The organism is Amycolatopsis sp. NPDC051372, from assembly GCF_040682095.1.
Classification (GTDB): Bacteria; Actinomycetota; Actinomycetes; order Mycobacteriales; family Pseudonocardiaceae; genus Amycolatopsis.
In genome coordinates this window covers 52,196-75,057 of the sequence record NZ_JBFBAF010000042.1, presented here as the reverse complement: position 1 = coordinate 75,057, position 22,862 = coordinate 52,196, and the positions used below count along the sequence as shown (strand labels likewise).

At 69.3% G+C, this 22,862-nt stretch carries 17 protein-coding genes and 3 pseudogenes; 7 read left to right on the top strand and 13 right to left on the bottom strand.

The genetic code is table 11. The features are described from left to right. Positions 1 to 984 precede the first annotated feature (984 nt). The 3 genes and pseudogenes from AB0M56_RS43585 to AB0M56_RS43575 form a co-directional block, all read right to left on the bottom strand. Complete coding sequence (locus tag AB0M56_RS43585) at positions 985 to 1,920, bottom strand: serine/threonine-protein kinase (protein ID WP_364187456.1); 936 nt, start codon at positions 1,918 to 1,920, stop codon at positions 985 to 987. A 55-nt stretch (positions 1,921 to 1,975) separates the two neighbouring features. After that, a pseudogene (locus AB0M56_RS43580) lies at positions 1,976 to 2,377 on the bottom strand (iron-containing redox enzyme family protein); the annotation flags it as partial. Between the two features lie 49 nt (positions 2,378 to 2,426). Further along, positions 2,427 to 3,542 (bottom strand): hypothetical protein, encoded by a 1,116-nt coding sequence (locus AB0M56_RS43575; RefSeq protein ID WP_364187453.1) that lies wholly within the window; start codon positions 3,540 to 3,542, stop codon positions 2,427 to 2,429. A gap of 542 nt (positions 3,543 to 4,084) precedes the next feature. Here AB0M56_RS43575 and AB0M56_RS43570 point away from each other — a divergent pair. Both AB0M56_RS43570 and AB0M56_RS43565 read left to right on the top strand, forming a co-directional pair. After that, entirely contained in the window at positions 4,085 to 4,252 is a 168-nt protein-coding gene (locus AB0M56_RS43570) for a hypothetical protein (protein ID WP_364187450.1), read from the top strand. 51 nt (positions 4,253 to 4,303) lie between these two features. After that, a complete protein-coding gene (locus AB0M56_RS43565; RefSeq protein WP_364187447.1) occupies positions 4,304 to 5,287 on the top strand; it encodes a trypsin-like peptidase domain-containing protein in 984 nt (327 codons plus the stop codon). A gap of 137 nt (positions 5,288 to 5,424) precedes the next feature. On the opposite strand, the gene AB0M56_RS43560 is transcribed toward AB0M56_RS43565, so the two are convergent. From AB0M56_RS43560 to AB0M56_RS43525, 8 genes and pseudogenes are all read right to left on the bottom strand, one after another. Next, entirely contained in the window at positions 5,425 to 5,550 is a 126-nt protein-coding gene (locus AB0M56_RS43560; RefSeq protein WP_364187444.1) for a hypothetical protein, read from the bottom strand. A 277-nt stretch (positions 5,551 to 5,827) separates the two neighbouring features. Beyond that, positions 5,828 to 7,114 (bottom strand): DUF1576 domain-containing protein, encoded by a 1,287-nt coding sequence (locus AB0M56_RS43555; RefSeq protein WP_364187441.1) that lies wholly within the window; start codon positions 7,112 to 7,114, stop codon positions 5,828 to 5,830. Positions 7,115 to 7,119: 5 nt separating this feature from the next. After that, positions 7,120 to 8,289 (bottom strand): urea transporter, encoded by a 1,170-nt coding sequence (locus AB0M56_RS43550; RefSeq protein WP_364187438.1) that lies wholly within the window; start codon positions 8,287 to 8,289, stop codon positions 7,120 to 7,122. Continuing rightward, entirely contained in the window at positions 8,286 to 8,993 is a 708-nt protein-coding gene (locus tag AB0M56_RS43545; protein ID WP_364187435.1) for an urease accessory protein UreD, read from the bottom strand. Before AB0M56_RS43545 ends, AB0M56_RS43550 begins: the two co-directional genes overlap by 4 nt. A 160-nt stretch (positions 8,994 to 9,153) precedes the next feature. Next, positions 9,154 to 9,879: an urease accessory protein UreG gene (ureG, locus tag AB0M56_RS43540; protein ID WP_364187432.1), complete on the bottom strand. Its 726-nt coding sequence runs from the start codon at positions 9,877 to 9,879 to the stop codon at positions 9,154 to 9,156. 75 nt (positions 9,880 to 9,954) lie between these two features. Then, positions 9,955 to 10,287 carry an urease accessory UreF family protein gene (locus tag AB0M56_RS43535; protein WP_364187430.1) on the bottom strand — a complete coding sequence of 111 codons (333 nt, stop codon included), beginning with the start codon at positions 10,285 to 10,287 and terminating at the stop codon, positions 9,955 to 9,957. Continuing rightward, the gene (locus AB0M56_RS43530) at positions 10,230 to 10,634 is read right to left on the bottom strand and encodes an urease accessory UreF family protein (RefSeq protein WP_364187427.1); all 405 of its coding nucleotides are present in this window, start codon (positions 10,632 to 10,634) and stop codon (positions 10,230 to 10,232) included. The genes AB0M56_RS43535 and AB0M56_RS43530 overlap by 58 nt, the downstream gene beginning before the upstream one ends. Before the next feature lie 17 nt (positions 10,635 to 10,651). Next, positions 10,652 to 11,413 (bottom strand): annotated as a pseudogene (locus AB0M56_RS43525) (amidohydrolase family protein); the annotation flags it as partial. A gap of 848 nt (positions 11,414 to 12,261) precedes the next feature. Between AB0M56_RS43525 and AB0M56_RS43520 the strand changes: the two are divergent. Further along, positions 12,262 to 12,600, top strand: coding sequence for a MerR family transcriptional regulator (locus AB0M56_RS43520; RefSeq protein WP_364187426.1), 339 nt, complete (start codon positions 12,262 to 12,264; stop codon positions 12,598 to 12,600). A 179-nt stretch (positions 12,601 to 12,779) separates the two neighbouring features. Here AB0M56_RS43520 and AB0M56_RS43515 read toward each other — a convergent pair whose 3' ends face one another. Then, complete coding sequence (locus AB0M56_RS43515; RefSeq protein ID WP_364187473.1) at positions 12,780 to 13,232, bottom strand: DUF4158 domain-containing protein; 453 nt, start codon at positions 13,230 to 13,232, stop codon at positions 12,780 to 12,782. A 467-nt stretch (positions 13,233 to 13,699) separates the two neighbouring features. On the opposite strand from AB0M56_RS43515, the pseudogene AB0M56_RS43510 reads away from it, so the two are divergent. The 4 genes and pseudogenes from AB0M56_RS43510 to AB0M56_RS43495 form a co-directional block, all read left to right on the top strand. After that, positions 13,700 to 15,148 (top strand): annotated as a pseudogene (locus AB0M56_RS43510) (alkaline phosphatase family protein); the annotation flags it as partial. Positions 15,149 to 15,250: 102 nt separating this feature from the next. Next, positions 15,251 to 16,300 carry a glycosyltransferase gene (locus AB0M56_RS43505; protein ID WP_364187423.1) on the top strand — a complete coding sequence of 350 codons (1,050 nt, stop codon included), beginning with the start codon at positions 15,251 to 15,253 and terminating at the stop codon, positions 16,298 to 16,300. Then, positions 16,297 to 17,133 (top strand): polysaccharide deacetylase family protein, encoded by an 837-nt coding sequence (locus tag AB0M56_RS43500; protein ID WP_364187420.1) that lies wholly within the window; start codon positions 16,297 to 16,299, stop codon positions 17,131 to 17,133. The genes AB0M56_RS43505 and AB0M56_RS43500 overlap by 4 nt, the downstream gene beginning before the upstream one ends. A 530-nt stretch (positions 17,134 to 17,663) precedes the next feature. Continuing rightward, positions 17,664 to 18,899 carry an MFS transporter gene (locus AB0M56_RS43495; RefSeq protein WP_364187417.1) on the top strand — a complete coding sequence of 412 codons (1,236 nt, stop codon included), beginning with the start codon at positions 17,664 to 17,666 and terminating at the stop codon, positions 18,897 to 18,899. 689 nt (positions 18,900 to 19,588) lie between these two features. Here AB0M56_RS43495 and AB0M56_RS43490 read toward each other — a convergent pair. Beyond that, on the bottom strand, positions 19,589 to 21,151 hold the full coding sequence (locus AB0M56_RS43490) for a metallophosphoesterase family protein (protein ID WP_364187415.1): 1,563 nt from the start codon (positions 21,149 to 21,151) through the stop codon (positions 19,589 to 19,591). Positions 21,152 to 22,862 lie beyond the last annotated feature (1,711 nt).

Genomic DNA, 22,862 nt, shown 5'->3' with positions numbered 1-22,862 from the left:
GGACGGCGTTGGCTGATCTCGACGAACGCGACGGTATCGGCGCTGACCGCAGCGGAGATCTTTTGCCGGAGATCTCTAAGAACCACGTAAGAAGATACCGGACCGCGCGCTGTCCAGCGTTGTCGTGCACGGGCACCGCACGAGTGACCCGTTGGACGAGTCGGATGGCTGCGCAGCGGTGAGGTCAGCGCAGCGGTGGAGCAGGCGGGGGTGCTCAGTCCTGTCGTCGACTCGCGTAGCGAGATTCTGCCTGGACCAGGTCGGCCTTCAGCTGGTTGATCGCCTAGGCCCGGGATTTCACTGCGAATGCCTTGGGCCGTTTGAACGTCCGCATCGTCTCGACCTGTCCGTCACTGGGCTTCACGATCGTGGTGGCGCGCTCAGCAGCGACCGCATGATCGAATCGCGCAGCCTTGGGTAGCGAGGAGCCCTGCGTGTCCTGGCGAGCACGCGGCCGGCGCGGTCTCCGCCCGCACCGCCGCGTGGATTGGCCGATGACAACGACCTCGTCAAGGGCGCATCTCAGGTCGGCCCGGCGGCAACCACCCCGACGCCGAATGCCGAGTCGGTCGACACTGCCGGCTCAGCGCTGGTGCGGTGTGCCCGCGGAGACGAAGTTCGGCCGGCGGGCACGGTGTTAGGGGTGGACGTGGCCCTTGCCCTTGCCCTTGGGGTGCCCCTTGGCTTTATCGGCTGGATTGGCAGCGTTGTTGTCGCGGTTGGCCGTAAGGGCGCCAGGGCCGGCCACTGAGGCCGGGCCTGGCGCGGCTGGAGGCGGTCCGGCGATCGCCGTGGCAGGTGGCTTCGCGGGCGTCGCCGGCGAGGGCGTGGGGATGATCTGCACAGGCGTCGTGGAGGAGGTGGGGACGGATGTCGTGGGTTGTTCGGCGGCGGGAGTTGAAGCGGGGCTTGGCGCGTCGGGATTCGTGAGCGCTACGACAACCATTGCCAGGGTGGCCGCGGCTGCGAGGCCCCTCGAGGCGATCAGGGTTCGTTGACGCCGCGTGAAACCCGGCATCGAGGCGCGGTCAGGGCCCGTGGTGCCTGTGTGCGTGGCCGTGGCCCGCTCAGCATCTGCAGTGCTTCATGCGCTGTGGGGCGGTGTTCTGGCTCGCGGGCGGTCATACGTGTGAGGGTCCGTGCGAGAGGTACGGGCAGCCCGTCGGGGATGCGCGGAGACCGGTGTAGCCGCGCGAGTGCCGATTCGGCCATCGTGTCGGGGTACTCCCGCTCCGCGGTCAAGCACTCGAGCAGGATGAGGCCGAGCGCGTACACGTCGGCGGCCGGTCCGGCCGGCTCACCGGCGATCTGCTCCGGTGCGAGGTAGGCGGCCGTGCCGGTCACAAAACCAGTGCCGGTGATGTGGGTCGAGTCGAGTTCGTGGGCGATGCCGAAATCGCCGATCAGCGGGCCGTCGGGGTCGAGCAGGATGTTGGCGGGCTTGAGGTCCCGGTGCACGACGCGCCGGTTGTGCAGGTGTGCCAATGACTCGGTGAGCCGGACCCCCAGCTCGGACACTTCTGCGGTTGGCAAGGGCCCGGCGAGCAGGCGCTCGGCGAGATTTCCGCCGTCCACCAGCTGCATCACCAGAAACGGTCTGCTGTGATCGGTCCCGCTGTCCAGCACGGCCACCACCCCGGGGTGGTTGATGCCGGCCTGGATGGTCTTCTCCCGGAGCCGCCGTACCTGGTCCGCCGCGACGACGTCCCGGTCGTACACCTTGAGTGCGACCGGGCGGCCGAGCCTTCGATCGAACGCCCGGTAGACCCGCGCGGTACCGCCGCTGCCGATCAGGTGTTCGACCTCGTAGCGTCCGGCGGTCAAGGTCAGAGGCTTGTCTGGGCCATCCTGGGGCACCACGTCGCCAACGAGGGAAAACCGAGGAGCGGTGACGCCGTTACTCGCTCGCTCATCCGTCATCGGCAGCCACCCCCATGTTGTCGGTGACCCACCAAGTATCCAGCGACACAGTCCGCTAAACGACAATCAGGGAAGTCGTGGCACCAGTGCCTGGAGCGAGTTCCGTGACCCGTGATCGCTGTCTGGCGAGCCGGGCGGGCTCGAGGCTGAGCCCGGTGGAGGCGGAGTTCGCCCACATGCTTCTCACGCGCTGGGACGAGGGACGCTCGTCCCTGGGCCCGGCGGCGGGGTCAGCGCCCGCCGGCGGACACGCGGAAGCCGCACACCTTGCGGGTGCCGCCAGCGCGCACGCCGCACCGAAGAGGACGTCGCCGGCGGCCGACGGGTTCTCGCGGGCGAACGTGCCACACAGGTCGCGTGCGGCGATCTGCTCGCGCACGGCGTCGGCCTCGACGTGTTCGTCGTAGAACCGCGTCGCGGCGGCATCGCCACCCAGCCGCCGCAAACCGTACGGATGGTGGCGAGCACGGCGGCGTGGTGGGGTAGGAGATGGGAGCGGTCCGCGGTCACCCCGTCGGCGCGTATCTCAAGGTCGCGGCGACGTCGCCGCCGCCGGGGACGTCCTCGTGGCGGACGGCGAGCAGGCGGGCGCCCGATAGCCAGGCGCGGCGCGCGATCTCGTCGACGAGCCCACCGGCGTCGGAAGCTCCGAAGGTCACCGCGCCCAGGTCGTCGACCTCACCGGGGACGGTGGCGTCTATGTCCACGAACAGCGTGTCGACGGCGCCGCGCGTGGCGAAGCGGGCCAGGTCTGCGAGGTCCGTTGAGGTGCGACCCTGCCCGAAGCGTTCGTTGAACGTGGTTTTCTCTTCGTCGAGCCGGGAGGCGTACCAATTGTCGAGGACCGCGCGGGCTTCGGCGACCAGTTCGCCGTCGCCGCGGTCCTCCGGGTTGCCGGGCACACTGTGCGGCACAAGGTCGGGGTAGCGGCAGTGCACGCGGAAGATGCTGTCGAGCGGCTCGGTCGCGGCGAGCACGAGCGGCACACCGTGGCCGGGCAGCACCTCGCGCAGCGCGCTGTCGACCAGCCGGGAAAACTGCGCCATTCGCACCTTCTGCCCCTCCACGCCTTGCACCCGGCGGTTCGGAGCGCGGTCCTTGATGGATGCTTTGCCGACGGCGGACGCCACGTCCGCGGGCATGTCCGGCACCCGTACCTCACGTGGGGGAGCGTCGGGCACGGTTTCCAGCACTCGCGCTGAACCCTGGGCGAGAGCCAGCACGAACGCGGTCTGCGGGAAGGTCACCGCGCGCATCAGCGGTTTGACGAAGAACCGTGTCGCTCCGACGGCGGCTGGCGTGAGGCGGTTGGGCAGCCGGAAGCTGCGCAGGGAGGCCGGTGTCGCGAACACGGCGAGGCTGCGTGCTTGGTGCCGCCAGAAGTCCCCGGAGTTCTCGTCCTCCAGCACGGCAAGCTGTTCCGCCAGCGCCGCGAGGTCCTTTTGGTCCACGTCGCCCAGCTGCGCCAGCGCTTCCCGTACTCCGTTCTTGTACGCGATCCGCTCCGCCTCGCCCGGTGACGTGGGCGCGGTCTGCAGGTAGATCGACACGGCGGCCGGAACTTCGGCCCGCCAGAGCGCGTCGATCTCGGAGCGGGTCGGGATGTCAGTGTACAGCGTCATGCGGTCCCTCCTCCTCGAGGTGTCCGTGCGCCCGTCCCGCCTGCGGCCGGGCAGGACCTCCAATTTCGACAGTAGGTCCAGGCGCGGCCGGAAACCATGGAAGTCCGGTGACGCCGCATTCGGCGTAACTTCCTGTAGTCCTGGGAACGTAAGAAATCACAAGTTCTAGCCAGCCACCGCTCATCGCTGTCCTTGGCGGGGTGACGTACACCGCGCTTCATCGGGTGGTCGCGGTCGAGTCAGGAGCTCCGGACAACGGTTTCCTTAACGCCGCGTCGGACGCCGGCGTGGTGGCGACGAGTGACCTGGTCTGCAAGTCTGAATCCGATCTGCAGTGGCGGCTCGTGATCCACGGCTGGACATGGTGTGCGCCGCACGTCCCCGAGCGTTCCGCAAGGCCTACTGGCGGGTAGGCCTGCGGTAGGTGATTTGCGCCAACACATATCACCCGTTGCGGGCGAAGACGGCCACGCCTATCAGAGACTAAATGGGGAGGTAGCTCTACCCGCCGCGCACAATGAATTACACGGGGGGAGTGCGCCGTGACCGGTCCGCGATCGTATCCCACCGAGGCCGTCGCCGAAGTGTCCAATCTGAGCAAGCCGCCCGTCATGGATACCAGAAGCGCTACCTACGCCGCTGAACTCGCCGATATTACAGGCATCACCGTCGTCGGCGTTGAGCACGGCTGCGGGGCGGGCGCTGCATGACCTGGCCACTGCAGCGCGATGCGCTCGGCCGCCGGTAGGGCGGGTGGGCTGGTGGCGGTGCTGCTGGTTACCGCTTGCACCACAGCCCCGCCGACCACGCCCGCTGGTGTGCCACAAAGCCTAGGCAGCCTGGCCGACGTGCCGGCCGTTTCGGCCAGCGTGCTGCCGACCGTGGTCAAAGTGCTCACCAGCGGCGGCAACGGCAGCGGTGTCATCTACACCGCCGACGGTTTGGTTCTCACCAACGAGCACGTCATCCGCGGGGCCGCGTCGGTGCAGGTCGCGTTCGCCGACGGCCAGCGCTATTCCGCCACGGTCAGAGCAGTTGATGTCGCCACCGACCTGGCTCTGGTACAGACCGGCCGCAGCGGGCTCCCGGTGGCCCGGTTCCAGGCCCGACTGCCGGTGATCGGTGAGCTCGCCGTCGTGGTCGGCAGCCCGTTGGGTTTCGAGAACAGCGTGACCGCCGGGGTTGTGTCCGGTCTGCACCGTGAGATTCCCGGCAGCGCCACGGAAACTCAGGCGCTCGTCGACCTGATTCAGACCGACGCTGCCATCAGTCCGGGCAGCAGCGGTGGCGCCGTCGTGAATACCCGCGGCGAGGTGATGGGAATCAGCGAGGCCTATATCCCACCGCAGGCCGGGGCTGTCTCCCTTGGCTTCGCGATTCCCGCCGCCACCGCCACCGACGTCGCCGAGCAGTTGCGGGCCACTGGCCGCGCCCGGCATGCATTCGCCGGGCTCGAACCGGCCCAGATCACCCCGCAGATCGCTGCCCAGATGCACCTGCCGAGTACAGACGGGGTCATCATCAGCGCGATCGTCCCGGGCGGGCCTGCGGCTAACGCCGGCCTGCATCCCGGTGATGTCATCCTGACCGTTGACGCGACACCGACGCGGCGGCCTGAGGACTTTCTCGGCGCATTGCGCCGCCGGACTCCGGGGGACGAAATCGCCGTGACTGTCCGCGGGCCCGGCGGCCAGGAACGCTCGGCCGAGCTCACGCTCACCGATCGACCGGCATTCAGTCAATGAGGGGACGTGCACGATCAGCGCCCGGCGGGTCCCGAGCGCCACTGCTGGGCCTGAACCGCCGCAACCGTTTGGAGCAATAGTCGATGCTTCGGTCCAGGTGGCAGGCCTCGGCGGCCAGGCCCCGGGCGCGGCAATGGTCAGCGCTGTACGTCTCCGGTCGTGTGCTGGATGAGCCCGGCTTCTTGGGGGTGGCTCGCACGGTCGAACACGGCATCGAGAATCTGCTCGAGCTTGTGCACGGTGCCGTCGAACGTCTCGGCCACCGAGCGGCCATGATCAAGGATCAGTCGAAGGGTCGTAAAAGAGGCCCCGGCCGCCACCAGAGCCGCTGGTCTCGTTGTCCAGCGCCGGAAAGAAGCAGCCGCCCTTCGGGAGGGATGTCTTGACGACCCCGGTCTCAACCCGCCAAGGCACGGCACGTCTCCTGCGGACCCAACTCGCGCGATCCCGTTTGAGGACCAGACCTCAGCCGTCCGAAACTGCCCACTCATGACGAGATCATCGCCGCGTGGGACTACCAGACACCGAACGACGGTCCTGTTAGGACCGCTCAGAGTTTCGGGTCCTTGTCGTCCGCCTTCGCCATGCGACGATCACCGGCACGAGCAGGGAGGCGACGATGCCGGCCGCGAACCCGTTGTTGTATAGGTTGAGCCCGGCCGTCAGGCTTCCGACAGTGAGGACTACGCAGGAGTGCAGGAACCCGGCGACCACCCCCCAGTGCGGCCCGAACCGGCCGGGGATCGGGGCCAGTGCCGTGCCGAACAGGGCGGCGAACAGGATCGACGGGTCGGTCACGTGCCACGGGGCGGTCAGGGAGGCGAGGAAGACGCCGGCCATGACGGGGACGATGTTGAACGTGTGCTTGCCGAACGCCGCGAATCCCACGACGCTGAAGATCGTCCCCACGATCGGCCCGTTGAGGTCCCCGCCGATGGCCAGGACGTAGCCCGTACTGATCCCGCCGGTGATCGCCATGTTCAGCAGCGTCGGCCCGAGTCCCACCTTGGTGATGAAGTCGGTGGGTGCCTGCCCCGGCAGCCGGTGCAGCGCACCCAGCTTGCGCCACGCCTGCCGGTCGACGAGCAACCCCAGCATCGCCGTCGACGCGAACAACGCGCCGAGGAATACGCCCAGGATCAGGTTGTAGCCGCTCGTCCAGATCAGCACGGGTTCGGGAACGTATCCATACGCCTTGTAGACCGCCACGACCACCGTGCCGACGAGGCCGGCGACGAAGCCCATGTTGTAGAGGGTGAACCCGTCGTGGGCTCGGAACAGTTGCTTGGCGATCGGCGCCACCACGAAGCCGATGCAGAGCTTGGTGCCGAGCGACAGCGCAAGCCGGGCGGGCAGTGGCAGCGACGTGGTGAAGAGAATCTCGGAGAAGACCGGCGCCAACGCGGCACCGAAGAACGCGGTGTTGATGTGCTCGGCGAAGGGTTGCCGCTGGTGCTTGGCGTAGAGGTAGGTGCCGGCGACCCCGGGCCAGACGTTGAGGAGGTTGTTGCCGAACAAGCCGATGCCGAGCATGAGAAGGAGGCAGGCGACCGCCGCGCCGTCGATTTTGGCCTTGGAGACGCGGTAGACGCCACAGACGAGGACGATGAGCAGGCCCGCGTTGACGAACGCCGCGCCCAGCCCGCCGATTCCCACGTAGTCGGTGACGAGGACGTCCCGCGCCATCAGGATGTCGACCACACCGCGGGCGACATCCACGGGACCGCTCACCGTCAAGCCGAAGGCCACGAACGACAGCGCAAAACAGAGGACGATCAGCAGCACCTGCCCGTCGGTTGCCTGGCCGCTCAGACGGTCTCTGTTCATCGCGCCTACTGACGGCTGGCCGGCAGGGGTTTCGCGCGTTGCTTCCGAAGCTGCTCGGGTGTTGTCAGGCCCTGCCTGAGGTGCTGCTCGGGTGTTGACAGCGTATCGAGCGGCACGGCGTCGAGATTCGTGACGTGTCCCTTGACGAGCAGGATCGCGAGTGTGGCAAGGCAGAAGGGCAAGGTGAGGGCCGGGAGTCCCCACGGAGTGAACAGCACCGACAGGGTCGCGGCCAAGACGGCGGACATGACGGCGGACATGACGGCGCCGAAGATGCCGAGCACGAATGTTCGCCGCGACAGGACCAGAAACACCCCGGCGATGGCTGCCGCCGTCAGGCACGAATTGTATCCCAACAGGCCGTGGTAGATCGCGTATCCGTCGCTGCCGAGAGCTATGCCGATCGCGCCCCCGACCGCTGACCCGGCCAGCACGAGCCCGGCGGCGATCCGTGAGCAGACCGTCATCCCGATGATGATGACGATGCCTGAGATCAGGCTGTTGGCGAGGAAGATCTGGCTGACCCCGCGGAAGAGCGCGTTGGCCAGCGCCGCCACGTCGTACGACCCGGCGGAATCGACGGTCGATCGCAGCGCGGTGCCGGTGGCGGGCCCGGGGTGCTGGATGGTTCCGGGTGTCAGCAGCGTGCCCGCGTGACCATGTGCCAGTCCCAGCGCGGCGACCAGGGAGGCAAGGGTGACGATGTTGAAGGCGAGTGTCAGCGGGGGAGCCTGCCAGGTGGGAACGAGGATGGTGGTCAACGCGGCCATCACGATGGTCGATGCCGCCGCACCGCCGATGATGTAGCCGAAGATCGCCCCGTGCCACGGTGGGGACAGGAACGTCGCGAATCCGGCGCCGACCAGGGTGCCGTTGAACCCGTAGAGACCAGCCCGGATCGCGACGCGGTCGAGGCCGAGCAGATGCGCGGTGACAGTCGCGGCGGCCACTCCGACGATCGTGGCGGTACCCAGCCACGGTGTGTACAGGTAGAGAGCGAGCAGGAAGAGCACCCCGGTGACCGGGTTGTCCATGAAGCAGACCTGCCCGACGCCGCGCAGGCAAGAATCCGCGAACGCAACCGCCGGGTGCCGGTCGGCACGCTCGCTCCACGAAGGCATCGTCGCGTCGAGCGAATGCAGCCGGTAGACGCCGGCGCGGGCCTGGACGGTCATCTTGCCTCCTCCGTGATCGGGCGGAAATGCGCGGGAGGCCGGGGAACCGGCGCCGCAGCGCATCGATTCCAGCTTTCGTACCGATGAGGCGCGGCGTGGGAAAGCGCGGGCCGTCGCCCCGCGAAATACGCCTCCACTGCACCCAGCCAGGCGGACCAGGTACCGGCGAGGATGTGGTCGGCCTCGTGGGCGGCGCCGGTGAGGGCGCGAGCCAGCATGCCGTGCCCCGCGAGCGGTGTCCTACCCGGGCCGATCTCGGTGCCGGTCGACAGGCCGAGCACCATGGCCGTGGCCACGACCCGGTGGAGGCCCAGCATTCCAGGCAGCGCGCGAGCCCGCGGATCGCGCAGGTCCAGCGTCTCCACGAGCAGCGGGGCACCGCCGAGCGTGACGCGCTGACGGGAGAGGACTGAACCGCCGTCTTCCGCGTACCGCCCGAGCACCAAAGTCTCGCGGAATGCCACGACCCCGCCCTCGTCCAGTGCCACGTCGAGGTCACGCTCGACGTCTGCGCCGTCCGCGATGACGAAGGGTGCCGACCGCCAGATGAAACTACCGCCCGCGCCGACCTTGACCCGGGCGGTGTAGGTGGCTCGCCCGCCCCGGGCGTTGTACGCGACGGTGCCCGACGGCTCGATCAGCTCGAGGTACGTACCAGCGCCGACCTCCACGTCCAGTTCGAGCCGGTCGCCGGCCAGGAGCATCGCCTGGTGCCCGACGAGGGCGATCCGGGCGTGCCGTCCGCATCGGGTGAGCAGCCGGGGGTGAGGAAGTCCCCGGCAGTCATTTCTTCGGCACAGAGACCATCGCCGGCACAACCGATCCGCACGCGGGTGGGCCGCGGGCCGGCGCAGCCGGCGGCGTTCATGGGCGCGCGTTCGCGGCCGGTGCGCCACCGTGGCTGTGCAGGTGGGGGCTGGGATGGTGGTCAGCGGCATGAGTGTGCGGTGCCATCGGTCCGGGGTCCCGGGGAGTGTGCCGGCCGCGGCGGTGCTGGGCCACCAGCTGGAGGATCCAGGTACGCAGTTCGGCGATGCTGGCAGGATCGTGCTGGCTCAGTGCCAGGACGGGCAGGTCACCCCGCACCTTGCCGGCGTCGTCGACCATCTGTGCCGGGTCCACTCCCACGTAGGGCGCCAGGTCGGTCTTGTTCACCACGAGCAGGTCGGCTCTCTCGATACCGGGGCCGCCTTTACGAGCGACGTCACCGCCCCCGGCCACGTCGATGCAGAAGATCTGGGCGTCGGCCAGCGCTGGACTGAACGTTGCGGTCAGGTTGTCTCCGCCGCTCTCGACGACCACCAGGTCGAGGGGGGCGAACTGCCGCTCGAGGTCTTCGACGGCGATCAGGTTCGGGGCAACGTCGTCGCGGATCGCCGTGTGCGGGCACGCACCGGTTTCCACCGCTGTGATCCGTTCGACCGGGAGCACCCCAACGGCCCGGAGCAGCCGGGCGTCTTCATCGGTGTAGATGTCGTTGGTGACGACGGCTATCTGCAGCTCGTGCCCGAGCTGCTGGCAGATGGTTGCGATGAGCGTGCTTTTGCCCGTGCCGACTGGGCCGGCGACCCCCAGCCGCAGGGCGCGCACCGCAGCGTCCTGCGGTGAATCGGCAGGGGCGCCGGGACCGTTGCCCCGGCAGCAGGATCGGTGAGCTCGATGTCGTCAGGCACGGAACATCCTCCTCTTGCTGAGATAGTGGGTGAGCGACCACTCCTCGATCAGTGGAGCCGCGCTGGCCGGCAGGGCCGCCGGCTCGGTGATCGTCACCGCTTCCCTTGTGACCTCGTCGATCATGAGCGCGACCGTGAGCAGCCAGCGGACCGGCTCGAGGGGATCGATCGGCAACAGTTTCAAAGCGGCTGAGGCGACAGCCTGAGCGTCGTCGTAGAGGCAGACGCGGGCGGCCTGCCGCTCGTCCATCGCGGTCAGCGCCGTGACTACGCCGAGCGCGACCGGTCGTTGCGGTGCACCGCCCAGCGCCCGCAGCCCCCGCACGGCATGCGCGTGGGGCCACAGGCGCTCCACGAGCCGCGCCAGGCCCCGGCCCAGCTGACCGAGGCCTCCCGCATCGGTGCACTGGGGGTACGCGCCAGCAACTCGTCCTGCAGCGTCCGCAGTCCGGCGCCATCCGCCGTCCCGGCGCTCCTGGCCCAGCGGTGGCTGAGCACGGTGGCCGCGGCCTCCATCCTGCCCACCGTCATGAGCCGCGCGCGCAGGTAATCCGGCACGCCGTAAGCCGACAGGCCCGCGTTCACGGCGGGCTCCAGGCCGGCGGAGTGGGCGTGGCCGCCGACGGGCAGACGACCGTCGGCCAGCAGCAGCGCTGCGATGGATGCAGTCACGGGTCGGAACCGGCCTCCTAGAACAGTGTGTACCGCTGCGCCATCGGCACCTCGCCCACCGGCTCGGGTCTTACCGCCTCGCCGTCGACCGTGACCGTGAAGGTCTCCGGGCCGACCTCGATGGCCGGGAGCGCTGTGTTGTTGGGCATGTCCGCCTTCGTCAGATGCCGGGTCGGGCGGACCGCGGCCAGCCGGCGGGTGAGGCCGAGCCGCCCGGCCAACCCGTCCTCCAGGGCGGCCGGTGCGACGAATGACGTGGCCAGGTGTGGCGCCGACGCGTGACCAGCCGCGAGTGGTGGGCGGATGAAAACCGGCTGTGGTGTGGTGATGACGGCGTTCGGGTCGCCGAGCGGTGCCGCCACGATGGCGCCGCTCTTGAGTACGGCTTGCGGGCGGATCCCGAAGAACGCCGGGTCCCACAGCACGAGGTCGGCCATCTTGCCCGGCTCGATCGAGCCCACTTCGTGGTCGATGCCGTGTGCCACTGCCGGGCAGATCGTGTACTTCGCGACGTAGCGGCGGGCTCGCTCGTTGTCGGCCGGAAAGCTGCTTTCGCCGCGGCCGTAGCGCGCCTTCATCACGTGCGCGACCTGCCAGGTGCGCAGCACGATCTCACCGACCCGTCCCATCGCCTGGGCGTCGGATGAGGTGATCGAGATGGCGCCCAGGTCATGCAGCAGGTCCTCGGCTGCCATCGTGTTCGCGCGGATCCGGGACTCGGCGAACGCGAGATCCTCCGGTACCCGCGGGTTCAGCGCGTGGCGCACGATCAGCGCCACCCTTCTGTGTGACCTGGGTCCATCGGGTGTCGGCGCTGACCTGGGACTTCGCGCCGACAGAGCCTCATGTCAACGGCGCCTGAGTAAATCTATGATGGCCGGGGTAGACATTCAACTAAGGTCATGTGTAGTCTTCTCCACGTACCGAGAGAGACAACGTCAAGCATGCGCGGGAGATGACGGAACTACCCGCGAAGTGAGACAAGACGGTCAGGCAGGACGGGGCCAATCAGTGGACAGGTCTCGGCTGGTGACCGGTGAACGATCCTGGACCGGGCCCGGAAGACGCACTAGGTCAGACGGTCCCGGCGCAGAACGCAAGCGGCCAGGTGCGCTTGTGAGGTTGTTTTACTGCAGCACCAAGTCAGTACGCGGTATCGAATCAGGTAGTGATAAGGCAAGTCAGTTAAGTCAGTTTGTGCAGGACGGTCAGGTGGCCGGAACCGATCACGGACGGGGTTCCGGGCAGTGACCAGCGGCGTGACGCGTGCTGGGGCCGATCAGTGGAAGGGCTCCAGCCGGTGACGTTCGCAGCAGTCGCAGTACACGAAGTCGCAGTACATGAAGTGGTGCACAGTAAGAGGAAAACACAGGAGAGAAGGGAAAGGGCACATCATTGGATCGCCCGCAGCGGCTGGGCAGTAGTGCCGCGCGGGTACCGCAGTCCCATCGGATTGGAAGGTGGTTCTCGGTTACGAATAAGCGATCTCCGCACCGTCCGGCTCTCGGACGGACACCGCGGATACAGGAAGCTGGCCTCACAGTCGGTTGACAATGGTGAAACCCAAACCCCTGGGACCCCGGGTGCCGTGCGCGGCATCCGGGGTCCCTTGTGATGTGGAGGTGGAATGATTCCTGACCAACGCGAGACCCCCGCCCCCGATTCGGGCGGGGCCGACAAGTTCGACGACGACCAGTACCCCGCCTACACCATGGGCCGGGCCGCGGACATGCTCGGCACAAGCCAGAACTTCCTGCGCAGCCTCGACGAGGCCGGCCTGATCGAGCCCCAGCGCTCGGCCGGCGGACATCGTCGCTACTCCCGCCACCAGCTGCGCATCGCCGCACGCGTACGGGAACTAGTCGACCAAGGCACCGCTGTCGACGCCGCCTGCCGCATCATCTCCCTCGAAGACCAGCTCCACGAATCCCACCGCCAGAACACCGAACTGCGTTCGCGCGAGTAACCCCGGCCCGGGTGTGCCGCGCAGACTCCGCGGCTGGTCACCGGGGACACCGGCCGCTCCCACCACCAGGACGCACTGCCCCGGCCGCCGTCCTGTATCCGTCACGTCGGCAGCGACAAGGACGGCCGGATCGGTTGAGCGAAACACCTACAGCCACGACCTTCGCGCCCCTCCTCGACTCATTGGCGGCCGGGCAACGAGATCAGAAGCACGGGTGGCCCGGCACAAGCTGAGGATCGCGCCGGGCCACCTGCTGTGGACGGGTTTACGGAGTGGAGTCGGTGGCGGCGCTGCCGACGATGTGGATCGGGCCGATGTCGATTTGGGAGACATCCATCGTGCGCAGCACCGTGATGAACAGTCCGAATGTGATCGCGGCGCACCGCGGCGATGTCCTCCGGCACGAAACCCAGCCACGGCAGCGTGCACAACTGGATCGCCACCCTCAGCCGGTTCCCCGTCCCGCGCGCAGACGACTCCAGGCACGCCCGATCATCCGCGCCGAGCGTGAAATGCCGGATCAACTCGTCCCGGCCTAGCTCCTCCGACCGCAACCGCCTGATCTCCGCATCGGAGAAGAACCTCGTAAACACCCGACACCACCCGCCCGAAACGATCAACGACGGGCACATCCTCACCACGCTCGCCCGCCAGCCAATCCCGGGCCCCACCGGCAAACCCGATCGCAGCGCGTCCCTTCGCTGCCCCACATGCACCGAGAATCCCATGTCAGATTCGGTCGGTACCAGACTTTGACGGCAATTCATGACACCTGCCGGAGGACATTGCTCTGATCGAGACCAGATTTGGAACCGCGCCGGGTGCGGCGCCAGCATCCGGCGGAAAAGGGGCGGATCAACGCTTTTTGCCGAGGCTTCGAGATGGCGGCAGATGCCCGGTGGTGGGGCCCGGCCCACCACCGGGGAGGGCGGTCAGGCGCGACGGGCGCCGGGTTTGCCGTCGTCGGTGACGAAGGTGGCGAGGGTGTAGAGCGGGGCGTCCTGGCGCAACACGGTGTCTGAGACCCGAAAGTCCGCGCGCCACTGCTGCGGTGTGAGGTCGACCTGGATGTAGCCGCGCTGGTTGTTCGGCGCTCGCGAGGCTGGTGGCGCACGGCACGCAGTACACGCACGCGAACACCACAGTGCCCTCGGATTCGTCCCCCGGCCTCGTCGCCCAGGTCACCGGCGGCAACCCCGCGACGACCGGCGTGTACTACGACGCCACTTACAACCACGCGCTGTTGCCCGCGGGCACCACGAACTGCACCGGCGTGAAGCCGGGCACCGGAGCGGACTACACCGAGGATCTCGACCTCGACAAGAACTCCGTCGACGCCGGGCAGGGCCTCGCCGGTCTGCCCGGCAGCGTGCTGAAGATGACCGGCAACCCGCGCACGCTCATTGACCCGGCGAAGCTGCCGGTCGACCCTCGCACGTGCAAACCCGTTTACCCGCACCAGTACCTGCAGGTGAATACGGTGTTCGAGGTGGCTCGCCAGGCCGGGTTGCGCACCGCGTGGTCGGACAAGCACCCGGCCTACGAGCTGCTGAACGGCCCGTCCGGCACCGGCGTGCAGGACCTGTTCACGCCGGAGATCAACAGCCAGGTGCCCGCCGGACCGCCCGGCGGGGACTGGACTACGGACAACGCCGCGACCCAGCAGTACGACTCATACAAGGCGCGCGCGGTGCTCAACGAGATCGACGGCTACGACCACAGCGGCACCACGAAGGTCGGCACGCCGGCGGTGTTCGGGCTGAACTTCCAGTCGGTGTCGACCGCGCAGAAGCTCCCCGTCTCCGGCGGCCAGGCCGGCGGGTACACCGCCGGCGGCGCACCCGGGCCGGTCGTGCGCTCGGCACTGGACTTCGTGGACCAGGAGCTCGGCGCGTTCACCGCGGAGCTCCAGCGGCGCCACCTCGACCAGAGCACCACGATCGTGCTGTCCGCCAAGCACGGCCAGTCGCCGATCGACTCGAACGCGCTGACCCGCATCGACGACGGCGCCCTGCTCGACGGTCTCAATGCGGCCTGGCGCGCGGCCCACCCGGGCGCGCCCGACCTCGTGGCCCAGTCGACCGACGACGACGCGATGCTTCCTTGGCTCACCGACCGCTCGGCCGCGGCCACGACGTTCGCGAAGAACTACCTTCTCGCGCAGTCCGGCACCGGCAACGGGGTCGCCGGCGCGCCCAAGCCGTTCGTCCACTCCGGACTGACGACCGTCCACGCGGGAGCGGACGCCGCGCGCTACTTCGGCGTGCGCCCCGGCGATGCCCGCGTGCCCGACCTCGTCGGCCTCACCGTGCCCGGCGTGGTGTTCGCCGGCGGGCAGTCGAAGATCGCCGAGCACGGCGGAGCGGCCGCTGACGACCGGGCCGTCCCCCTGGTCGTCAGCGGCACCGGCCGCGGACGCAGCGTCGGCGGCTCGGTGGAGACCACGCAGATCGCGCCGACGATCCTGCGGCTGCTGCATCTCGACTCGCGCTCGCTCGCCGCGGTGCGCGCGGAAGGAACCCGCGAGCTGCCGGAGCTCGACCGGTAGTGGACCGGCGCCCGCACCGCGAGTGCGGGCGCCGCGCACCGGACGAAACAGGCACGGCGCACCCGGAAGAACCGAACGACTACATGGATGTAGATTTACTACATGCCTGTAGAACTTTTCGAAGGCGACCGCGTGGTGATCGTGTCCGCGCGGGTGGGCGCCGGGCACGACGGTGCGGCGCGGGAGCTCGCCCAGTGGCTGGCCGAGCGCGGGGTGCGCGCCGACCGCGTCGACTTCCTCGACCTGCTGCCGGGCCGGCTCGGGCAGACGCTGTGCGGCGCCTACCACCGACAGTTGCAGGTCGCCCCGCGCAGCTGGGACTGGCTGCTCGGGGCACTCGGCTCGCCGGCGCTCGCGGCGATCGCCCGGCGGCTCGCGGCGCTCGCGTCCGCCGGGCTGGCCGAGGTGGTGGGCGACGACGCCCGGCTGGTCGTGTCGACTTACCCGCTCGCGACCCACGCGGCGGCGCACCTGCGGGCGCGCGGACGGCTCGCGCCGAGGCTGGTGGCGTACCTGACGGATCCGTCGGTGCACCGCCTGTGCGTCAGTGCGCAGGCCGACCTGACCGTGGCGCCCAACGAGACCGCAGCGAGGCAGGCGCGAGCCTGGGGCGCGGGCCGCGTGCTGGTCGCGCCGCCCTTGGTCGCGCGGGAGTTCCGGCCGGTCGCAGGCGCGGCCGAGCGGACGCGGCTGAGGTTCGCGCACGGTCTGTCCGCGGATCGCGCGCTGGCCCTGGTCGTCTCGGGGTCCTGGGGCGTCGGAGAGGTCGAACGGACGGTGGCCGACCTGCGTGCCGACGGTTCGGTCGAGCCCGTGGTCGTCTGCGGCCGCAACGACGCGTTGCGCGAACGCCTGCGGAACGCGGGGCACCGGCACGTGTTCGGCTGGGTGGACACGATGGCCGACCTGATGCGCGCGTGCGACGTCGTGGTCCAGAACGCGGGCGGGCTCACGACTTCCGAAGCCCTCGCGACGGGCCTGCCGGTACTGACCTACCGCTGCCTGCCCGGCCACGGCCGCGCCAACGCCGCCGTGCTGGACCAGGAGGGCACCGTGCCGTGGGTGCGGACGCCGGACGCGCTCGGCCCGGCATTGCGTGCCGCTCTGGCCCGTGAAGCCGCGCCGGCCCTGCCGATCGAGGTGGCCGGATGATCCGCGTGGCGGCGGCGGGCGCGCTCGTGGCGCACGCCGCCCCGGCCGCGTTGTTCCTGCCGCACCTGCGCACCGACGCGCTCGCCGGAGTGGGTGATCCCGGGCACGTCGCGCTCACCTTCGACGACGGCCCGCACCCGCGCTCGACCCCGCATTTCCTGGCCCTGCTCGCGAAAACCGGCACGCGGGCGACGTTTTTCGTGCTCGGCCGCGAACTCGCCCGGTGCCCGGAGCTCGGGCGCGAGATCGTCGCCGCCGGGCACGAGCTCGCGGTGCACGGCTGGGACCACCGTTGTTTCCTGCGCCGGTTCCCGTCCGCTCTGCACGACGACCTCGCGCGGACGGTCGAGCTGATCACCGACGTCGCCGGCGTCAGGCCGCGGTGGCTGCGCGCGCCCTACGGGGTGTTTTCTGCCGGCTCCCTGGTCGCCGCCCGGAAGCTGGGCCTGCGGCCCGTGCTGTGGACGGCCTGGGGGTTCGACTGGTCCGCCCGCGCGACTCCGGCGTCGGTGGCCGCGACAGTCCACAAGGGACTTCGCCCCGGCGGCACGATCCTGTTGCACGACTCGGACACCGCCGCCTCCACGGTCGGTTCGTGGCGGTCAGCGCTCGGCGCACTCCCGGCGATCCTGGTCGGCTGCGCGGACCGCGGTCTCGCCGTGGGACCCCTTCGTGAACACGGAGTGGGACGCGCACGAGGCCTGCTGGGCGGCTTCGATATCGGCGTGCATCGCGATCGCGGCCTGAGCCCCGGCTCCGGCGGACCAGCCGCAGCAGCCGAGTACCACGGCGACCGCGAAGGCGGTCAGCACACCGCGACGGCGCGGGGGTGACGCGGGGATGTCGAGCAGCGCGCGCACTCGACGGCGGGTGCCGGGTGAACCACCAGTTCTCGACGGCGTTGACCACACCGCCGAGAACAATCTCCCGCAGCCAATTCACAGTCCGGACGGAGACACTCGCGTCGCCGGGGTAAGCGAGCGCGTAGCCGTAAGTGCCGGCTGGGTAGGCCAGCAGGGCCGCGATCACCAGCAGCACGATCCGGCGTCGGCGGCGCTTCGGCCGCGGCGGCGCGGGTGGCTGCCGGGCCACCGGCTGTGGCGGAAGGAGGTGCGGCGGAACCGGGTGCGGAAAGTGCTGGTCGGCGGACATGTCCGCAAGCTATTCCGGGCCTGGTGCACGCCCGGAAAGCCGCGGGTTACGAGACATCCCTTAGCGGTGGAATCCACCGTCAATTGATCGGAGTGCTCTGATGTCGATGGCGTCGGCCATGGGTCCGCGTAGGGACCACGCAAGCACCGGGAAGGCTCCGGCGCGGGACCACCTACATGCCGTCCGCCGGTCCGGCGCCGGGTTCTGGACGGTGGCCGTGGTGTTCATGACGGCCATGGCGTTCTCCACGGTTCCCACGCCGCTGTATCCGCTGTACCAGGTTCATGACGGGTTCTCCACGTTCACGGTCACCGTCGTGTTCGCCGTCTACGCCGTTGGTGTGCTGATCAGTCTGTTGCTCGCCGGGCACGTCTCGGACTGGCTGGGCCGGAAGAAGGTCATGACGGCGGCTCTGGCGCTGGAACTGCTGGCCGCCGCAGTGTTCCTCGCCACGCCGTCACTGCCGGTGCTGATCGTCGCCCGGCTCGTCACCGGCCTCGGCGTCGGCATGCTGTCGGCGACCGCCACCGCGTATTTGCACGAGCTGCACAGCGCTGACCGGCCCGGCGCCTCGACGCGGCGGTTCGAGATTGTGTCGACCGCGGCCAACATTGGCGGGCTCGGCCTGGGTCCGATCGTCGCGGGAGTGCTCGCCCAGTACCTGGGTGCGCCGCTGCGTCTGCCGTATGCCGTCTTCGTCGTGCTGCTACTCACCGGCGTCGCCGCCCTCGCGCTAACACTGGAGACCGTCCACAGGCCCGCGGTCCGGCCGGGCTACCGTCCGCAGCGGGTCGGGGCGAGTCGCGGTGACCGCGGATACCTCGCCGCGGCCGCGGCCGGATTCACGTCCATGGCCGTGTTCGGCCTGTTCACATCCGTGGTACCCGGCTTCGTCGGCGGGACCCTCCACCACCCGTCCCGCGCGCTGGCCGGACTGGTCGTGTTCGCCGTGTTCGGTGCCGCAGCGGCGGCGCAGACGGGCACCGGCCGGCTCGGCACACGGACTCGCCGGCACATCGGGCTGCTCGCCCAGGCCGTGGGTATAGCGGTCCTCGCGGTCGGTATGCACGCTGCCAGCCTGCCTGTGTTCCTGCTCGCTGGGATCATCGCCGGAGCCGGCGCCGGGGTGCTGTTCAAGTCTGCCGTCGGACACGTGGCCACCACGGCCACCCCGGCCCGGCGCGGCGAAGCCCTCGCCGGCCTGTTCCTCGCCTCCTACCTCGGTCTGGCCCTGCTCCCCGCCGGGCTGGGCGTCGCCAGCCGCTCCATGAACGTGACCGCCGCGACGACGTGGTTCGCCGCCGTCGTATTGGCCCTGCTCGCCGCCGTCGCCGTGCTGACACGCCACCGCGGGCCCACCACATCCCCCGAGCCCGCTAATGCTCGGCCCCTCCAGGAGCACGACGGGAGTGCACCTCACGTTCACCACCAGCGCGGATCGGCTTGAGCCCGGTCTGCCAGGGCCTCGTCAGCGCGATGTTGTGGTCCGGCGACCCCCTGGCCGATTACGCGCGCGGCACGGAAGCGGGGCGCGATGGTGCGATGGGCGGACAGCCCGAGGTCGCGGGCGCACCACCCGGTGGCGGAGCGCGGGCCATCACAGGCGGCCCGTCCCGAGCCGATGTTCGCGCAGCAGGAACCGTCTTCCGCGAAAGAAAAACAGGCCTTCGCGCAGGAGGAACCGGCGGCGCAGCCTAAGCCTGCCGGGGGAAGAATAGGTCGCAGACATGGACAACAGTGGCTGAGCCGATCGCCGCAGTCGTGCGCGCCGCCGCCCCCGGCCGGCGCTCGTGGTCCTCCGGCGAACACACCCACCTCGAGGTGCGTGGCATGCATCAGCCGGGCAAAGCGCGAACCGGGCCGACCGGATCGCTCTTTACGTTTTCCTGATACTGACCTGAGGTCGCGGCTGCGCACCGAACTGGGCCCGTCCGGGCGGCGGCGCACCTCGTCATCGCGCCCGCGATGACGAGGTGGGGCCGACTACCACCGCCAAAGCACCGGCGTGTCCCAAGATTCACAACGGGAAGGGCCACAATTCTCTGACATACCGGAGCTACTCAACGCTGACACAGCCAGCCGCTGGGCTGGGCTTTAGCACATATTCCGCAGGACGCAGTTGCTATGCACTAACGGTCAGCCCCGCGTGCCGGCCGCGGTCCGTTCGGGCCGGCGGAGGCCGGAGAGATCGACCTTCTTGACGATGTTGCGGTCCACCACGTTGTTCCCCAGCGCAAACTGCGCCCAGCTTCCCGCGAGTTCCTGACGGCTGCGCTCGCTCCACTCGCGGGCCAGGTCGCTGCGCGACTTGTGGAAGTTCAGAGCGAACCCCTCGCTGTGCAGCCGGAGGATCGAGAAGCCGCCCGGGTACTCCTTGGCCGCGGCGACCTCCTGCAGGGTCACCCGCGGTGCGCTCGGGCTGACCGTGTGGTGGTTGCGGTGAGTGTGTCCCGCGTGGTGCAGGAAGACGCCCGGAGTCTTCGCGTAGGTCTCCAGGATCGACGCGGCCTGGGCGGCGTCCAGCGAGCTGCTCGACTTGATCGGCTTCGACGACTCCTGAACGACGAGCGGGTGGTGACCGAACACGAGGGTCGGCTGCTCCTTGTGCTCGGCCAGGTCCTTCATGAACCAGGCGTACTGCTCCGCTGCCAGTGCACCCGCGTCGCCTCCGCCGCCGGCCTTGTCGTACGTGTCGAGTCCGATCACGTGCAGACCGGAGAGATCGGTCGAGTAGAAGGCGACCTCGTCGTCGGGGAAGTAGCGGTCCTGGAAGCAGTCGTTGCCCTGCCAGCGACCGACCCGGCAGTTCGCGTAGGGGTCGCCGACGTGCGCCCGGTCGTGGTTGCCGCGCGTGAGGAAGTAGTCCTCGCGGTACACACCGAACCGGTCGAGCAACTGACCGGCTCGGCTGAGGTCGCCGGGTACGGCCTCGGCGGAGATGTCACCCGCGGCCAGGAGGTAGGTCGGGTCGAAGCTTCGGACGTCGCGCACCAGGGATTCCAGCATGACCTCGGGATACGGCGGCTCGCCCGGGACCTGGACGATCGGGATGACCGACGGGTCCCCACCGACGAGCCCAGCCTGCGTCTCGCCCATGTGCAGGTCGTTGCACAGCACCACCGAGAAGAGGTAGCGCCCCGGCGGCGGCTGCGGCGTGGTGAACGAGAACGGGCCGCCCGGAGTACCCAGGCCGTAGTCGCTGGTGCCGACGGCGTTGCCGGCGATGAGCGTGAACACCATGGGAGCAGCCAGCTTCCCACGGGAACGCGCCTGGTAGTAATACGTCTGCCCCGGCTCCAGGCCGGTCAACTCGACGTGGTGGTACGGGGTGAGTGGACCGCTCTGGCCGGCGACGCGGTTGAGCCGGCGGGGGTTGGTGCCGTACCAGACCTCACCGTCAGCGGGCAGCGGCACCATCCTGCCCGTGCCGTCGTTCGTGCCGGCCTCGCCGGTGTACCAGGTCACCACGGCCCGGTCCTCCGTCAGAGTCACCAGTTCCAGGTTGACCGGCACGACCTCGCCGGTCCCGGCAGCGCCGGTGGAGGCGTCGCTTCGAGCGGGATCGACCACTCCCGCCAGCGGTATGGCCGCAGCAGCGATCGCACTCCAGCGAAGAATGTCTCGACGGGTCACATCACAACCAGGCACGCACAGCCTCCGGAATACCTCCCCAGGCCGAGTCGCCGGGGACGCCAACATCCCACCTCACCAGACCGTGGACTGAAAAGAACCCACGCAGTGAACACCATGTGTCAGCACCGGATCACCGGCACAAACAACGTCGCTGTCAACAGCCAGACGGCCCAGCGCGACCGGCGCGAAACTCCCGGCGTGCGCATACCGGGCGACGGCGCTGGCAGCTTGCTGGGTTCGCCACCGCCGACGTGGGATGCCTCCAGCACGCGGGCCGGCCAAGCCCTCCACATCGTCTACGGAGCCAACCAGGTGCTGCGATCGGCGGCGGATGCCTCGCCGCGGCGTCAGCGGTGGCGTGAACCCCAGCTCCGTCGCCGGCTGGCCCCTCACCGGTCGGGACGCGGGGCCGGTTGTTTCCGTTCCTGCGCATCCGGCGGGCACCCCTCGGGGCCCGCCGGAGGCCTTGCCCCGATCTCGGCCGCCGGGTCGACGATAAGGTCCTGCGGAGGCCTGCAGACTCTCGTATCCAGTACGTGAACAGACGTTCCGGTGGGGCCGGGTGACGGCTGTGGTCGGGCGATCGCCTCGTCGACCACGCTCGCGGGGCCGAGCCGGCGATGTGCGCCATGGTGTGCAGCTGGATCAACGAGCTTTACCACGGTGACGGACCCAGCCCAGCCCGCTCGCCGATGGTCACCAGTCCGCACGCTCGGTGACCTGGTCGGGCGAAGGCCGGAGCTGGAGTCCCGGTGGCCGACGTGGTGCGGGCGCCGCGCGCTTCGCCGCGGTGATGCGGGGCAGGCTGTGATGCGGGGGAGGCTATGGCCTTCTCCGATCCACGGTCTGTGCACGGGGCGCGGTCACGGATCAGCGTCACCGCGGCGCGGGCGGGGCGTCTTGTCGCTCATTCTCCGGTCAGGTCGTCGAGCGTGCGGGCCAGGGCCAGTTCCGCGGGCCGGGTCTGGAGACCGGTGCTGGAACGCGGCCTGGATCCGGTGTTGTGTCTCGGCGAGGATCCACGCGTACCTGCCGATCCTCGTTGACGAGCGGTCAGATCCGCGCTGGGACGGCTGCAAGCTGAAGGCCACAGGGTGTCGCCGGGCGGGCTTTGGCCAGTGTCGGCTGCGGTTGGGGTGTGCCCGTCGCCTGGGTGACACCGGCCTGCCGGGTGACGCGTTGCCCGGCAGGGAAGGCTGCGTCGGCGTCGTGAGACAGGCTCGGCGTGGCGAACTAAGGGGTCGGGGAATGCAGAGGGCCCGATCGAGCGGGAGTGGAACTCGGCCGGTGCGGAGTGGGTTCGCACCGGCCGGGTATCCCTGATGTCGCCTGAGCACTAGCGCAACCCGGCTGGAGGTGGGGGAAGCCTGTTCGTCGTCAGGGGCTCGAACCCTGGACCAGGGGCTAGAAATCTGAGGGAACCCAGTGTCGGCGAGTCGCGCCGGATGCCGGCGAATGCCGCTCACCGTGCGATCACTTGGTCCCGATGTGGTCGGGCAGTTGTGTTCGGTGGGCGAGTTGCAGTCGTTCCGCTCCCAGCCGAGCAGAACTCCGTAGTGGTGCAGGTAAAGCGTTGCCTGGCCCTGGTCCCGGTCCTGGGCGCGGGAATAGTGAGCCAGGCTTCCCGGACACGAAGGAGCGGCGCCTAGGTTGCGAGCGGGATACCGATGGATGGCTTCGTTCAAAAGCACGAACTTCTCACCGAATGCGGTATTCCGCGCCCAATGGCTGTCGCGCCGCCTGTTCCTAGTGTCGTGGTTACTGACTCGATCCAATC

Bases quoted from the DNA above. Each gene is read 5' to 3' on its own strand.
- AB0M56_RS43490 (WP_364187415.1), bottom strand. From the start codon at position 21,151: ATGTTGGCGTCCCCGGCGACTCGGCCTGGGGAGGTATTCCGGAGGCTG.
- AB0M56_RS43550 (WP_364187438.1), bottom strand. From the start codon at position 8,289: ATGACCGTCCAGGCCCGCGCCGGCGTCTACCGGCTGCATTCGCTCGAC.
- AB0M56_RS43545 (WP_364187435.1), bottom strand. From the start codon at position 8,993: ATGCTCCTGGCCGGCGACCGGCTCGAACTGGACGTGGAGGTCGGCGCT.
- AB0M56_RS43585 (WP_364187456.1), bottom strand. From the start codon at position 1,920: ATGACGGATGAGCGAGCGAGTAACGGCGTCACCGCTCCTCGGTTTTCC.
- AB0M56_RS43505 (WP_364187423.1), top strand. From the start codon at position 15,251: ATGCCTGTAGAACTTTTCGAAGGCGACCGCGTGGTGATCGTGTCCGCG.
- AB0M56_RS43575 (WP_364187453.1), bottom strand. From the start codon at position 3,542: ATGACGCTGTACACTGACATCCCGACCCGCTCCGAGATCGACGCGCTC.
- AB0M56_RS43555 (WP_364187441.1), bottom strand. From the start codon at position 7,114: ATGAACAGAGACCGTCTGAGCGGCCAGGCAACCGACGGGCAGGTGCTG.
- AB0M56_RS43515 (WP_364187473.1), bottom strand. From the start codon at position 13,232: ATGTGCCCGTCGTTGATCGTTTCGGGCGGGTGGTGTCGGGTGTTTACG.
- AB0M56_RS43500 (WP_364187420.1), top strand. From the start codon at position 16,297: ATGATCCGCGTGGCGGCGGCGGGCGCGCTCGTGGCGCACGCCGCCCCG.
- AB0M56_RS43520 (WP_364187426.1), top strand. From the start codon at position 12,262: ATGATTCCTGACCAACGCGAGACCCCCGCCCCCGATTCGGGCGGGGCC.